This is a genomic window from Pedobacter sp. (genome assembly GCF_037719805.1).
Lineage (GTDB): Bacteria > Bacteroidota > Bacteroidia > Sphingobacteriales > Sphingobacteriaceae > Pedobacter.
In genome coordinates, this window is the sequence record NZ_JBBJLZ010000006.1 from 220,101 (window position 1) to 235,207 (window position 15,107).

Consider the following 15,107-nt stretch of genomic DNA (forward strand, 5'->3'; position numbering starts at 1 on the left):
TCCAAGATAAGACCAATATAAACCGTTAAAACATGGACTTACCCTGGTTTTACGCTGGCATATTATTAGTGTTATTAAGAGTCCTTATCAAGGCCTTGTTTGAGTTGTTGATCGATGATCGCGAGTCCTTCCTGAAAGCTCCTCGGCTTGTATCCAAGTTGACTTATTGCCTTATTTAAAATGAAGCCTGTCTTCGCCGGACGTTTCGCCGCCTGGTTTAAGCTCTCTGAGCTAATCTCATTCATCATGCTCGTATCCAGTTTCCAGTAATCAGCTACTTCTTTAACCAGCTCTGAAACGCTCATCATGTCCTTCCCTGAGATGTTAAAGACACCTTGTGCATTCTTTTCAACGGCTAATAAACAGCCGTCGGCAAGATCTTCTGCTAAAGTAGGCATTCTCCACTGATCATTCACCACGTTGATTGGCTTCTTACTCTCGAGTGCTCCCTTGGCCCAAAGCACGATGTTACTTCTGGACATGTCGCTAACAATCCCATAAACGAGAATCGTACGGATGATTACCCATTGGGCACTTGATTCTTTCACAATCTCCTCCCCTTCTAATTTCGTCCGACCATAATGGCTTAAGGGATTCGGTTCTGCTTCTTCATCATAAGGACCAGCCGCCCCATCAAATATGAAGTCGGTGGACAAATGAATAAATTGGATGCCTTCTGCCGCAGCAATCTCAGTCAGGGTTGCAACAGCAACGACGTTAAGTTGATGAGCTAACTCTTGTTGCGTGTGACTTGTATCTACGTTTGTCATCGCTGCCGTATGAATGATTGCATCTGGTTTAAACTTATGAACAACCTGGAGTATCTGCTGCGGATCAAGTATGTCCATTTCTGCATAGATATATCCTTCTTTAATTGGATACCGATTAGCCCCTTTGGACGTAGCAATCAAATTGAACTGCTTTGTTTGGATGACACGCTCTGTAATTTTCTGACCTAATAGTCCGTTACTTCCTGTTACTAAGATAGTTTTCATAGCTTTAAACGATGGGATTTTTCAGGTCTTAAGATAGCATAAAAAGCTTTCCTGAACTTGTTGAAAAATCTTTATACTTATATGTATATTTCTTGTTTAAAAAATTTAACTTTGCAAACCGAATTGCGGGCTTATAAAATGGCCTTTAACAATTTGATATTTATAATTTTACCCAAAACAATATATGCCTAACATTGGAAAAATAGCGCAGATTATAGGACCGGTAGTTGACGTGAGTTTTGCTGACGATGCTCATTTACCTAAGATATTCTCTGCACTGGAGATTACAAAAGAGAACGGACAAAAGATCGTTTTAGAAGTTCAACAACATCTAGGTCAAGATCGTGTACGTGCAATATCAATGGACTCGACTGATGGTCTTGTTCGTGGAATGGAAGCAATTGACACTGGTGCAGCTATTCAGATGCCTGTAGGTGATCAAATTAAAGGTCGATTATTCAATGTAGTTGGTGACGCTATCGATGGTATTAACACGGTAGATAAAACTGGCGGCAGACCAATTCACAGTGCTCCTCCTAAATTTGATGAGCTCTCTACGGAAACTGAAGTACTTTTTACTGGTATTAAAGTAATCGATTTATTAGAGCCTTATGCTAAAGGTGGTAAAATCGGTTTATTCGGTGGTGCTGGTGTTGGTAAAACAGTATTGATCATGGAACTGGTAAACAACATCGCGAAAGCATATGCTGGTTTATCTGTGTTCGCTGGTGTTGGTGAGCGTACTCGTGAAGGGAATGACCTTTTGCGTGAGTTTATCGAGTCTGGTGTAATTAACTATGGTGACGAGTTCCTTCATTCCATGGAAAAAGGTGGTTGGGACTTGAGTAAAGTTGATACTGAAAAATTAAAAGAATCAAAAGCAACATTGGTATTCGGTCAGATGAATGAGCCCCCTGGTGCACGTGCACGTGTGGCATTATCAGGTTTGACCGTTGCTGAATATTTCCGTGATGGTGATGGTGAAGGCGCTGGAAAAGACATCCTTTTCTTCGTTGATAACATCTTCCGTTTCACTCAGGCTGGTTCTGAGGTATCTGCCCTTCTAGGTCGTATGCCATCAGCAGTAGGTTACCAACCAACGTTGGCTACTGAGATGGGTCTGATGCAAGAGCGTATTACTTCAACCAAACGTGGTTCAATTACTTCAGTGCAGGCGGTTTACGTACCGGCGGATGATTTAACCGATCCGGCGCCGGCAACTACATTTGCCCACCTTGATGCTACAACAGTACTTTCACGTAAAATTGCTGAGCTTGGTATTTATCCTGCAGTGGATCCATTGGATTCAACTTCAAGGATTCTTTCTCCAAGCGTTTTAGGTGATGAGCACTACAACACTGCTCAGAGAGTTAAAGAAACTTTACAGCGCTATAAAGAGCTTCAGGATATTATTGCCATTCTTGGAATGGACGAGTTGTCTGAAGAAGATAAGTTGATCGTTTCCCGCGCTCGTCGTGTTCAACGTTTCTTATCACAGCCATTCCACGTTGCAGAGCAGTTTACTGGTTTGAAAGGTGTACTTGTTGACATTAAAGATACCATCAAAGGTTTCAACATGATCATGGACGGTGAAGTAGATGAATATCCTGAAGCTGCATTTAACTTAGTTGGAAGCATCGATGAGGCTATTGAAAAAGGTAAAAAACTATTAGCTGAGGCTAACTAATTAGTACTACTAGCAGCAATACGGCATGACATTAGAAATATTAACACCAGATAAGAAAATTTTTGAAGGAGAAGTGACTTCAGTTACGGTCCCAGGCACAATGGGCTCTTTTCAGATTTTAAGAGACCATGCCCCTATTATTTCAACTTTAGAGGACGGTCCAGTCATTATTAAAACTAAAGCATCAGAAGATACCTTCATTATTAAAGGCGGTGTCGTAGAGGTTTTAAAAAATAAGATTATTGTTCTGGCCGAAGGCGTTGTTTAATATTTAAAGATCTAATATTAGAAAGCTCTTTGATTAATTTCAAAGAGCTTTTTGTTTTTACCCGTCATTGTGGCGTAGGCCGCAGCGTCGAACTGGGTAGCATCACTATATCAACATCGTCATTGCGGCGTAGGCCGCAAACTCGGACTGGGTGGCATCGCTATTTCAACATCGTCATTGCGGCGTAGGCCGCGAACTCGGACTGGGTGGCATCGCTATTCCGAGGTGCTGAAATAAATTCAGCATGACGTAATGATTTCAAAACTCTAGAGCCTTTTAGAGATTTTAGGCAGAATACAGACGTTTTTATAATGCTTGCATAACACCTATACCGAATACCGATTTCATATTTGGTATAGCAGCATCCACTTAATGATATGATAATCGTTGACATACAGATATATTATATTGATAAAACATAAAATAACAATATTATATTTTTTTGTATTTATTTTAAGACGGCTATTGATACTTTAAATGTCAAGTCCTAAATTGGTTTTTATAAAATAACGACAACATACTATCATGATAACTATCGCAAACGTCTTATTCTTTGTCATTATTAATGTGATTCTTCTGCTGAACCAGGGGAAAAAGGCGCTGCTATAAAATATTCAATAACAAAATATGAAGCGCCACCAAAAATGGCGCTTTTTTAATGATCAAACGAATTGAAAAAATAATACCATCGAAATGCAATACTATAATTCAGAAACCACAATCTATATAAACGGGAAGTTTGAAAAGGCAGTTGATTCAACCACTGATCTTTATGGACAATCCCTCCACTATGGATATGCTGTTTTTGAAGGGATAAGAGCATATCATACCCACAATGGAACACGCATTTTTAAAGCACGTGAGCATTTCGAGCGCTTAAAAAGATCTGCAGAATTGGTGCATATCCCTTTTACCTGGGACATCGATGATCTCATCAAGCAAACCTACAAGTTATTGGAATTAAACGATTTCAAAGACGCTTACATCCGTCCATTGGTTTATTGTCCGCCTGCCATGACTTTAGTAGCGGCACAAGAATCATCTATTATGATTTGTGCATGGGAATGGGAAGCATACTCTGGCAATAAACTTCTAAAAGTTGGCATCTCGAGTTACGAGCGACCTAATCCTAAATCGACTCCTGTTGAAGCGAAAGTAAGCGGGAACTATGTGAACTCTATATTAGCAAGCACCGAAGCGAGAAGCAAGGGCTACGACGAAGCTTTGTTGCTTGACATGCATGGCAACATCGCCGAGGCTCCAGGTGCGAATATTTTTATTGAGAAGATGGGAAGATTGTATACTCCGCCACTTGGCAATATTCTAGCAGGTATTACCCGGGCAACCATCATCACATTATGCTCGGTACTGGATATTGAAGTGATTGAAAAACACTTAACTGTTAAAGAAGTAAAGCATGCAGATAGCGCTTTCTTCTGTGGTACCGCAACCGAGATCATCGGACTTGCCTCCATTAATGATTATAAATTTCCAATGACCTGGACAGAGAGTGCCGGCGCAACATTACAGCGCGCCTACAAATGCCTTGTGTTAGAAAAGCAGGATTATGAAGTGATCATTTAAGAATAAACAACATTTAAATTTAGAACCAAAATAATACAGAGCAACCAACCTTATGTCACAATCACCAGAAATAAACAGGTATAGTAAAACTTTCACACAAGACCCTACGCAACCAGCTGCCCAGGCCATGTTATACGGCATTGGATTAACCAAGGCCGATATGGACAAGGCCCAGGTGGGAATAGCAAGCATGGGTTACGACGGTAATACCTGCAACATGCACTTAAATGATCTTGCACAAATAGTAAAAGAAGGTGTATGGGCAAACGATATGGTAGGTTTGACATTTGGAACCATTGGTGTTAGTGATGGGATGTCTAACGGGACTGATGGAATGCGTTATTCTTTGGTTTCCAGAGATGTAATTGCTGATTCAATTGAAACTATTTGTGGCGGACAATACTATGATGGTTTAATCACTGTTCCAGGATGTGATAAAAATATGCCGGGATCGCTTATGGCTATGGGCCGCTTAAACCGACCATCTATCATGGTATACGGTGGCAGTATCCATTCAGGCAATTACCAGGGAAAAACACTAAATATCGTTTCCGCATTTGAAGCGCTTGGTCAGAAATTAGCAGGGAACTTATCTGAAGACGACTTTCAGGGTATCATTAAAAACACTTGTCCAGGCGCCGGTTCATGCGGCGGTATGTATACCGCAAATACAATGGCTTCGGCTATTGAGGCCATGGGAATGAGCTTACCTTATAGCTCTTCCTATCCTGCGATCAGTGAAGAGAAAAAGAACGAATGTAAGGAAGCCGGAAAGTATATCCGCATCCTTTTAGAAAGAAATATCCTTCCTTCAGACATCATGACTGAGAAAGCATTTCACAATGCAATCGTAACTGTTATGGTTCTAGGAGGCTCTACCAATGCTGTTCTTCACTTGATAGCAATCGCTAAATCAGTCGGTTTGCCCTTAAACCTGGCGGACTTTCAAAGAATTAGCGACAGTACACCTGTGCTAGGTGATCTGAAACCAAGTGGATCTTACCTCATGGAAGATTTGCATGCCATCGGTGGTGTGCCAGCTGTATTGAAATATCTGATCAAAGTAGGACTTGTACATGGCGATTGTATCACCGTAACAGGAAAGACACTCGCTGAAAACGTAGCGGAAGCGGTTGATCTAGATTTTGAAAGCCAAAAAATTATATTTCCTGTAACCGAGCCGTTAAAAGCGACAGGTCACCTTCAAATGTTGTATGGCAACCTGGCCCCTTTGGGTTCTGTAGCTAAGATCAGCGGTAAAGAAGGAGAGAAATTTGTTGGCCCGGCACGTGTTTTTGACGGAGAGCAAAACCTGATCGCCGGAATTCAAAGCGGCAAAGTGAAAAGTGGAGATGTCGTAGTTATCCGACAGGTCGGACCGAAAGGAGCCCCAGGAATGCCTGAGATGCTTAAGCCTACCTCTGTAATTATTGGTGCAGGCTTAGGAAAATCAGTAGCCCTTATCACCGATGGTCGTTTTTCGGGAGGTACTCACGGATTTGTTGTGGGCCATATTACCCCAGAAGCATGGGACGGTGGAAACATTGCTTTAGTGCATGACGATGACATCATTACGATTGATGCTACAACCAACGCGATCAATGTTCATCTGACTGACGAACAACTGGCTACACGCCGGGCTGCATGGACGCAACTACCTCCACCAGTTACAAAAGGGGTGTTATATAAATACCTGAAACAAGTAAGCAATGCAAGTGAAGGGTGTGTTACAGATGCCTACACCGGATAATTTTTTAAGACTTATAAAAATAATACCAATATGGAATTAGCAATAGCAGAATTGACCACCCAGGTTGAGCCAAAAACAACTGTTTCAGTAACGGGTTCTGTGGCTTTATTAGAAGGATTGATCGCAGAAGGAACAGATGTTGTCTTTGGCTATCCCGGAGGCGCCATAATGCCCATCTATGATGCACTGTACGATTACAACGATAAATTACAACATATATTAGTACGCCATGAGCAAGGTGCGACACATGCCGCACAGGGTTATGCCAGAGCGTCAGGCAAGGTTGGTGTGGTATTCGCAACAAGCGGCCCGGGTGCAACCAACCTGGTCACAGGTTTAGCTGATGCACAGATCGACAGTACGCCGATGGTATGTATTACAGGACAAGTGTTCGCACATTTGTTGGGTACGGATGCTTTTCAGGAGACTGATGTAATCAACATCACTACTCCGGTAACCAAATGGAATTATCAGGTGACTGATGCGAGTGAAATCCCTGCGGCATTAGCTAAAGCATTTTACATTGCTAAAAGCGGCCGACCAGGTCCGGTATTGGTTGACATCACCAAAAACGCGCAGATGCAGCTGTTTGATTATGCAGGGCATGTTCCATGTAACCACATCCGCAGCTATCGTCCGAAGCCTCTTGTAAGAACAGAGTATATAGAAGCTGCAGCTGCATTAATTAATTCTGCTAAGAAACCCTTTGTTTTATGGGGCCAAGGCGTATTGTTGGGAAGCGCAGAACAAGAGTTTAAAGATTTCATAGAGAAAACCGGTATCCCTTCCGCATGGACTATTCTTGGCGCAAGTGCGATACCTACAGATCACCCTTTAAATGTTGGCATGTTAGGTATGCATGGAAACTACGGCCCGAATGTCCAAACCAACTCTTGCGATGTATTGATCGCTATCGGAATGAGGTTTGACGATAGGGTAACAGGCCGTCTGGACAAATATGCAAAGCAAGCTAAGGTGGTTCATTTAGACATAGATCCTGCTGAGATTGATAAAAACGTAAAAGCTGATGTACCTGTTTGGGGAGACTGCAAAGAGACGCTTCCCTTGTTAACAGCGCTTGTCGAAGCGAAAGAACATAAAGAATGGTTGGCAGAATTCAGGGCTTTTGAAAAGACCGAGCAAGAAGAGCTGATCCAGAAAGAGCTTCACCCGGAAAGCGATGAATTGTCAATGGGCGAAGTGATTAACGAATTGAATACGCTGACTAAAGGTGAAGCGATTATTGTGAGTGATGTTGGTCAGCATCAAATGGTTGCTTGTCGCTACGCCTTGTTTAACAAGACCAGAAGTAACGTAACCAGTGGTGGTTTAGGCACTATGGGCTTCGGGCTACCAGCAGCGATTGGTGCTAAATTTGGCAGGCCAGACAGAACGGTGGTTGCTGTAATTGGCGATGGCGGATTTCAGATGACCTTACAGGAATTAGGAACCATTATGCAATCAGGCGTTGATGTGAAGATCATGATCTTAAATAACCAGTTTTTAGGAATGGTACGTCAGTGGCAACAGTTATTTAATGAGAAAAGATATTCATTTGTAGATATAAAGAGTCCAGATTTCGTGAAGTTAGCCGAATCGTATTACATTAAGGGTAAACGCGTTTCTGAGCGGGCAAACTTAGTGAGCTCATTAGAAGAGATGCTAAATCATAAAGGCTCTTACCTGCTGGAAGTGATGGTAACCAAAGAGCATAATGTGTTCCCTATGGTACCTCAGGGATGTAGTGTAAGTGAAATCCGACTTAAATAATTTAAAGACTATGAGCAACTTTAGTATAGAAACGAATACCCAACAGGAGTTTACAATCACTGTTTATACAGAAAATCAGATTGGTTTATTAAACCGTATCGCTATAATATTTTCAAGAAGAAAAATTAATATTGAAAGTTTGAACGTCTCGCCTTCTGAAATTGAGCATATTCACAGATTTAATATTGTGATAACAGAGACAGAGGATGTAGTGCGTAAACTGGCTCGTCAGATAGAGAAGCAAGTTGAAGTATTAAAGGTTTATTACAATACGAATGAGGATATTATCTGGCAGGAATTAGCGCTTTACAAGGTGCCCACAGATACGATTGCAGAAAAGGTATCGGTAGAGCGATTATTGCGTGAGAACGGCGCCAGAGCAGTAGTGATTCGCAAGGATTACACTGTATTTGAGACAACTGGTCATAGGGAAGAAACGGATAAACTGATTGAGGTTCTGCAACCTTATGGATTGATTGAGTTTGTTCGGAGTGCCCGGGTAGCGATTATTAAAGACAGCGAGGGTTTCAATGCGAAGCTTAGGGAGTTCGAAAGAGAAGAGCCAGGACGGGAAGTGATTGAAAACGAGTACCTGGATAAGGAAAAGAACGTATTCACGATGTAAGGTTGAGCAATCGTCACGCTGGGATTTTAGTGTTTTGGCAAACATAAAGAAGTAGCATTGACAGGTTTAAAGTCCGTCATCCTGAATTTATTTCAGGACCTCGGAGTAGCAATTCCACCCAGTCCGAGGTTGCGGCCTACGCCGCAATGACGATCGTAGGATAACCTGTCATTGGTATTTATTTCAGCACCCCGGCCCAACTAAATAGAGGCCCTGAAATAAATTCAGGGTGACGGGGGCGACAACCAACATCAACCATAACACAACAAAAACAACACCTACAACACAACTATTTTATAATAAAACCATATAACCAAAAACTAATAAACGATGTCAAATTATTTTAACACACTACCTCTTAGAGAAAAATTAAACCAATTAGGTGTCTGCGATTTCATGGACAGTTCAGAATTTTTAGATGGCGTAAATGCCCTGAAAGGAAAGAAGCTGGTAATTGTAGGTTGCGGAGCTCAAGGCCTCAACCAAGGTTTAAATTTAAGAGATAGTGGTTTAAATGTCTCCTATACCCTCCGTAAAGAAGCAATTGAAGGAAAGAGAGATTCTTGGAAAAATGCTACAGAAAACAATTTCACTGTAGGAACTTATGAAGAACTCATTCCTGATGCGGATGTGGTGATCAACCTTACCCCTGATAAACAGCATACCGCGGTAGTTAACGCCATTATGCCCCTGATGAAACAAGGTGCTACACTTTTATACTCACACGGCTTTAACATTGTTGAAGAAGGCATGCAAATCCGCAAGGACCTTACCGTAATCATGGTGGCGCCTAAATGTCCTGGTAGCGAAGTCAGAGCAGAATATGTTCGTGGCTTTGGTGTACCGACGCTAATTGCCGTTCACCCTGAAAATGATCCGGAAGGAAAAGGTCTGTTGCAAGCTAAAGCTTACTGTGTGGGTACCGGCGGTCACAAAGCTGGCGTACTGAAATCTTCTTTCGTTGCTGAAGTTAAATCAGATTTGATGGGGGAGCAAACCATCCTTTGCGGATTGCTGCAAACAGGTTCTATCCTTTCTTTTGACAAAATGGTCGAAAAGGGAATTGATCCTGGATATGCTTCCAAACTGGTTCAGTACGGTGTCGAGGTGATCACTGAGGCCTTAAAGCAAGGTGGCATCACGGCAATGTTAGATCGGTTAAGCAATGTTGCAAAGATAAAAGCGTTTGAGATCTCAGAGGAGCTTAAAGATATTATGCGTCCATTGTTCCAAAAGCATCAGGACGACATCATGAGTGGCGAGTTTAGTCGCATTATGATGGAAGACTGGGCTAACGGTGATAAAAACCTGTTGGCATGGCGCGCAGAGACTGGTGAAACAGCTTTTGAAAAGACTCCTGCAGGAAACGTTAAGATTGGAGAGCAAGAGTATTTTGACAATTACACCTTAATGGTGGCCTTCGTTAGAGCTGGTGTGGAATTGGCTTTTGAAACTATGGTTCAGGCTGGTATAAAACCAGAATCTGCTTACTACGAGTCGCTACATGAAACTCCACTGATTGCAAATACGATTGCTCGTAAGAAATTATTTGAGATGAACCGCGTGATCTCTGATACCGCAGAATACGGTTGCTACCTGTTTGATCAGGCTTGTAAACCTTTACTGGCTGATTTCATGAAAGGTGTGGATACGGATCTGGTTGGTAAGAATTTCAACGAAGGAAAAGACGGTGCAGTAGACAATAGAGCACTGATTGCCGTTAATGAAGCGATCCGTTCTCATCAGGTAGAGCAAATTGGTGCAGTGTTGAGAAAAGCAATGACTGCTATGAAATCGATTAAAACAGCATAACATATATTATTACCCTCTGGATATTGGTCCGGAGGGACTTAAAACAATAAAAATGTCAAAAACATTAGTAGAAAAGATCTGGGATGCACATGTTGTAAAAAGCGAAGCAGGGTTCCCCGACATTTTATATATTGATACACATTTGATCCATGAGGTAACATCTCCCCAAGCCTTTGATGGCTTGCGTAAACGAGGCTTACTTGTATTGCGACCTAAACAAACGGTCGCCACGGCCGACCATAACGTTCCGACTATTGATCAGCTTTCGCCGATCAAAGAGGAGCTTTCAAGGTTCCAGGTTGACATGCTTACTAAAAACTGTGCTGAGTACGGTATTGAACTTTATGGTTTAGGTCACCCCTTTCAGGGAATAGTTCATGTAATTGGTCCTGAATTAGGCATCACATTGCCCGGTAAAACGATGGTATGCGGGGATAGTCATACTTCAACCCACGGCGCTTTTGGCGCTATTGCTTTCGGGATCGGTACTTCGCAGGTGGAGCAGGTGTTTGCAACGCAGTGTTTATTGCAGCAAAAACCTAAGACCATGAAGATCGAAGTAAACGGAACTTTAGGAAAGGGTGTTAAAGCAAAAGATATCATATTATACATTATCTCAAAGATCTCTGCAGCTGGCGGAACTGGCTATTTCATAGAATATGCAGGTTCAGCAATCGAGGCTTTGAGTATGGAAGCCAGAATGACCATCTGCAACATGAGCATCGAAATGGGTGCTCGCGGAGGGCTGATCGCACCAGATCAAACAACTTACGATTACATCAAAGGGAGAGAATTTGCTCCGGCAGGTGCAGAATGGGATAAAGCATTAGCGTATTGGCAAACACTTTACAGTGACGCAGATGCACATTTCGATAGCGTATTGACTTTTGAAGCAGAAGATATTGCGCCTATGATCACTTACGGAACCAACCCTGGTATGGGCATGGGAATCCGTGAAAACATCCCCTCAACGGGCTCACAGCCAGATAAAGAGCAATTGTCTTACCAAAAGGCTTTGGACTATATGGGCTTTGACGACGACTCATCTTTGATCGGTAAATCAGTCGATTATGTATTTATTGGAAGCTGTACCAACTCAAGAATAGAGGATTTGCGTGAAGTAGCCGATTTTGTTAAGGATAGGCAAAAAGCTGAGAATGTAACGGTATGGATCGTTCCCGGCTCTAAACAAGTTCAACAACAGGCCATTAACGAAGGCCTCGATAAGATTTTTGAAAGCGCAGGCTTTCAGCTTCGTGAACCAGGATGCAGCGCATGTTTAGGTATGAATGAAGATAAGATTCCTGCAGGTAAGTATTGTGTATCAACATCAAACAGGAACTTTGAAGGCAGACAAGGTCCTGATGCACGAACATTACTGGTAAGTCCGCTTACGGCCGCAGCTGCTGCAGTAACAGGTAAGATTACAGATGTAAGAGAATTATTGACTGAAGCCTAATTAGAACATGAGAAAATTCGTAGAGTTAACATCGGCAATTGTGCCATTGAATATAGAGAACATTGACACGGATCAAATTATTCCGGCGAGGTTTTTAAAGTCTACTACACGTGAAGGATTTGGAGAAAACCTGTTTCGTGATTGGCGCTATAATGGCGACCATACGCCTAAACCGGATTTCGTGTTGAACGATCCTACTTACAGCGGGCAGATCCTGGTTGCTGGTAAAAACTTCGGATGTGGTAGTAGTCGCGAGCATGCGGCCTGGGCCATTCAAGATGCAGGCTTTGATGTAGTGATCAGCAGCTTTTTTGCTGACATATTCAAAGGAAATGCATTAAATAACGGTCTTTTGCCGATCCAGGTGAGTGAAGACTTTCTAGCTGCTATTTTTACATCCGTCGCCAAAAGCCACTTGTCGGAATTGAATGTGAATCTGGAAGATCAAACAGTGACCATTATAGCCACTGGAGAGCAAACAGATTTCGAGATCAATGCCTATAAGAAATCGTGTTTGATAAATGGTTATGATGACATTGACTTCATCTTAAACCAAAAACAATTAATCGAAGAATTCGAGCAAGCAAGATAATGTCAGAGCCCGTCGTCCATATCAAGAATCTAAACTTACGTTACCGCCAAAAAGCGGTGCTGGAGTATTTGAGCTGGACAATAAATCGGGGAGAGAATTGGGTACTGACAGGAGCTAGTGGAAGTGGCAAAACATCCTTAGCAAAGGCAATTGCTGGATTAATCAGCTATACCGGATCAATAGAACATCATTTTGATGATGCATTAAAGGCACCTGCATTGGCTTATTACGTAGCCAACTGGTACCAGTTTAAAGATTTAGAGGGACAATCGAACTTCTACTATCAGCAACGGTACAACCACCAGGCTTTTGAAGTTACGTCGACCGTTCTCGCTGAGTTAGAAGAGTTCGGGAAAGAACATGGGCTTTTGTTGGAAGATCTTGAGCGTCCATTAGAGGCTTTGAAATTCGCTGAATTATTACCATCCAGTCTTATCCAGCTTTCTAGTGGCGAACATAAGAAGTTGCAATTGCTGAAAGCTTTGTGGCTAAAACCACAACTTTTAATTCTTGATCAACCTTACAATGGACTGGATAAAGCCTCACGACTGAATCTAAATCTTCTATTTGAAGAGCTTTCAGATTACGGGTCACAACTGATAATAATTAGTAATGATCAGGAGCTCCCTTCTTGCATAAATAGATTTGCAGAAATCAGCAATGGAAGATTGATGGAACTAGAGGCTCGTTCTTTAAGTACTAACTTTAGGGATGACCTAAAAAACGTACCTGCTTTTTTAGCAGAGGAACCAATTTCCTCGTCCTCTGAAGATGTCATCAAAATGATTGATGTAAATATCAGTTATGGAGACAAGCAGGTTTTAAAAAATATCAATTGGGAAGTGCAAGCTGGCGAGAAATGGTTGCTACAAGGTCCAAACGGCTCTGGTAAATCAACGTTATTAAGCCTGCTCAGCGGAGATCATCCACAGGCCTATGCCAATAACTTTTACTTATTCGGACACAAAAGAGGTTCTGGAGAAAGTATCTGGGACATTAAAAAAAAGATAGGGTTGATCTCTCCGGAGCTTCATTGGTACTTCGATGCGTCAGCTACTGTCTGGCAAAGCGTTGCCTCGGGCTTTTATGATAGTTCCGGTCTTTTTTGCGAGCCTGGATCCACAAAACATGCGCAAGTAAACGAGCTGCTCGATTACTTCAGCCTAATGCCATTTAAGAACGTTCTGATGAACGAACTACCGCTTGGCAAGCAGAGATTGGCATTACTCGCACGGACAATTATTAAGAACCCTGAACTACTGATACTGGACGAACCTTGTCAAGGCTTAGATCAGCAACAAACTATGCACTTTAACACGCTGGTGGATGACCTTTGCAAGCAAGGAACCACATTAATTTATGTCGGCCATTTTGAAGCTCAGCTTCCTGAGTGCATTGAGAAAAGAATTTTATTAGAAAGCGGTGAAGTTAAAGCCGTGGAAAACATATTAGAACGCGTTTAATACAATGAAAAAGAATATTTTAGTCATACCCGGCGACGGAATCGGACCAGAAGTAACCACCTGGGGTAAAGCGATATTAGAACAGATTGCCAATGACTTCGGACATGAGTTTACTTTTGACGAAGCGTTGATGGGTCATGCTGCTATTGAAGCAACTGGAAATCCACTACCCGATGAGACTTTAGAAAAAGCAAGAAATAGCGATGCCATTCTTTTTGGAGCAGTTGGACATGCGTTGTATGACAATGATCCCTCTTTGAAAGTTAGACCCGAACAAGGCTTACTAAAAATCCGTAAAGAATTAGGTTTGTACGCTAACCTGCGTCCAATATTATTATTTGATGAGCTATTGAACGCCTCAAGTATCAAGCCTGCGATTTTAAAAGGAACTGATATTTTATTTTTCAGAGAATTGACAGGTGACGTTTACTTTGGGGAGAAAACACGCTCTGAGGACAGAAACACTGCTTCGGACCTGATGATCTATCATCGTTATGAAGTTGAACGGATTGCGCATAAAGCTTTTGAAGCAGCAATGCAACGCAGCAAGAGGTTGTGTTCTGTAGATAAAGCTAACGTCTTGGAAAGTTCAAGACTGTGGAGAGAAACGGTTCAAGCCATTGCAAAACAATATCCTGAAGTGGAAACTGAGCACATGTTTATCGACAATGCAGCAATGCAGCTCATAAAAGACCCGAAACGCTTTGATGTTGTACTTACTGCCAACTTGTTTGGTGATATTTTAACGGATGAAGCTTCGCAAATTGCTGGTTCCATGGGAATGCTAGCCTCCGCTTCTATTGGAGACGGCACAGGCTTTTTCGAGCCTATTCATGGATCTGCACATGATATCGCCGGCAAAGACCTTGCAAACCCTTTAGCCTCTATTTTATCCGTTGCCCTAATGCTGGAAATCGGCTTTGGCTTAAAAGAAGAAGCCAAAATTATTATTGATTCCATCGATAGGGTGTTGAAAGAAGGCTATAGAACCAATGACATTTCAGACGGCACATCAAGTCCATTCCAGGTATTGGGCACTAAAGACATGGGTAAACTAGTCTTGAAATTTATCACACAAAACAATTACAAAAATTAATCACTC

The 15,107-nt window shown here is 42.1% G+C and carries 12 protein-coding genes; 11 read left to right on the forward strand and 1 reads right to left on the reverse strand.

The window, feature by feature from the left end:
* Positions 1-74: 74 nt before the first annotated feature.
* On the reverse strand, positions 75-995 hold the full coding sequence (locus WKF66_RS20290) for an SDR family oxidoreductase (RefSeq protein WP_489676333.1): 921 nt from the start codon (positions 993-995) through the stop codon (positions 75-77).
* A 184-nt stretch (positions 996-1,179) separates the two neighbouring features.
* Here WKF66_RS20290 and atpD point away from each other — a divergent pair, with 184 nt between their 5' ends.
* The 11 genes from atpD (at position 1,180) to leuB (ending at position 15,101) form a co-directional block, all read left to right on the forward strand.
* On the forward strand, positions 1,180-2,682 hold the full coding sequence (gene atpD, locus WKF66_RS20295) for a F0F1 ATP synthase subunit beta (RefSeq protein ID WP_489676334.1): 1,503 nt from the start codon (positions 1,180-1,182) through the stop codon (positions 2,680-2,682).
* Between the two features lie 25 nt (positions 2,683-2,707).
* Positions 2,708-2,950 carry an ATP synthase F1 subunit epsilon gene (atpC, locus tag WKF66_RS20300; RefSeq protein WP_489676335.1) on the forward strand — a complete coding sequence of 81 codons (243 nt, stop codon included), beginning with the start codon at positions 2,708-2,710 and terminating at the stop codon, positions 2,948-2,950.
* Positions 2,951-3,643: 693 nt separating this feature from the next.
* Positions 3,644-4,534: a branched-chain amino acid transaminase gene (locus WKF66_RS20305; protein ID WP_489676336.1), complete on the forward strand. Its 891-nt coding sequence runs from the start codon at positions 3,644-3,646 to the stop codon at positions 4,532-4,534.
* Positions 4,535-4,586: 52 nt separating this feature from the next.
* Positions 4,587-6,284, forward strand: a complete 1,698-nt coding sequence (ilvD, locus tag WKF66_RS20310) for a dihydroxy-acid dehydratase (RefSeq protein ID WP_489676337.1) — start codon at positions 4,587-4,589, stop codon at positions 6,282-6,284.
* A 30-nt stretch (positions 6,285-6,314) separates the two neighbouring features.
* The gene (gene ilvB, locus WKF66_RS20315) at positions 6,315-8,054 is read left to right on the forward strand and encodes a biosynthetic-type acetolactate synthase large subunit (RefSeq protein WP_489676338.1); all 1,740 of its coding nucleotides are present in this window, start codon (positions 6,315-6,317) and stop codon (positions 8,052-8,054) included.
* 10 nt (positions 8,055-8,064) lie between these two features.
* Complete coding sequence (gene ilvN / locus WKF66_RS20320) at positions 8,065-8,679, forward strand: acetolactate synthase small subunit (RefSeq protein ID WP_489676339.1); 615 nt, start codon at positions 8,065-8,067, stop codon at positions 8,677-8,679.
* 330 nt (positions 8,680-9,009) lie between these two features.
* Positions 9,010-10,491 (forward strand): ketol-acid reductoisomerase, encoded by a 1,482-nt coding sequence (ilvC, locus tag WKF66_RS20325; protein WP_489676340.1) that lies wholly within the window; start codon positions 9,010-9,012, stop codon positions 10,489-10,491.
* Between the two features lie 52 nt (positions 10,492-10,543).
* Positions 10,544-11,950 carry a 3-isopropylmalate dehydratase large subunit gene (gene leuC, locus WKF66_RS20330; protein WP_489676341.1) on the forward strand — a complete coding sequence of 469 codons (1,407 nt, stop codon included), beginning with the start codon at positions 10,544-10,546 and terminating at the stop codon, positions 11,948-11,950.
* 7 nt (positions 11,951-11,957) lie between these two features.
* Complete coding sequence (leuD, locus tag WKF66_RS20335; RefSeq protein WP_489676342.1) at positions 11,958-12,542, forward strand: 3-isopropylmalate dehydratase small subunit; 585 nt, start codon at positions 11,958-11,960, stop codon at positions 12,540-12,542.
* Entirely contained in the window at positions 12,542-14,005 is a 1,464-nt protein-coding gene (locus WKF66_RS20340) for an ATP-binding cassette domain-containing protein (protein ID WP_489676343.1), read from the forward strand. Before leuD ends, WKF66_RS20340 begins: the two co-directional genes overlap by 1 nt.
* Positions 14,006-14,009: 4 nt before the next feature.
* On the forward strand, positions 14,010-15,101 hold the full coding sequence (leuB, locus tag WKF66_RS20345) for a 3-isopropylmalate dehydrogenase (protein WP_489676344.1): 1,092 nt from the start codon (positions 14,010-14,012) through the stop codon (positions 15,099-15,101).
* Positions 15,102-15,107 lie beyond the last annotated feature (6 nt).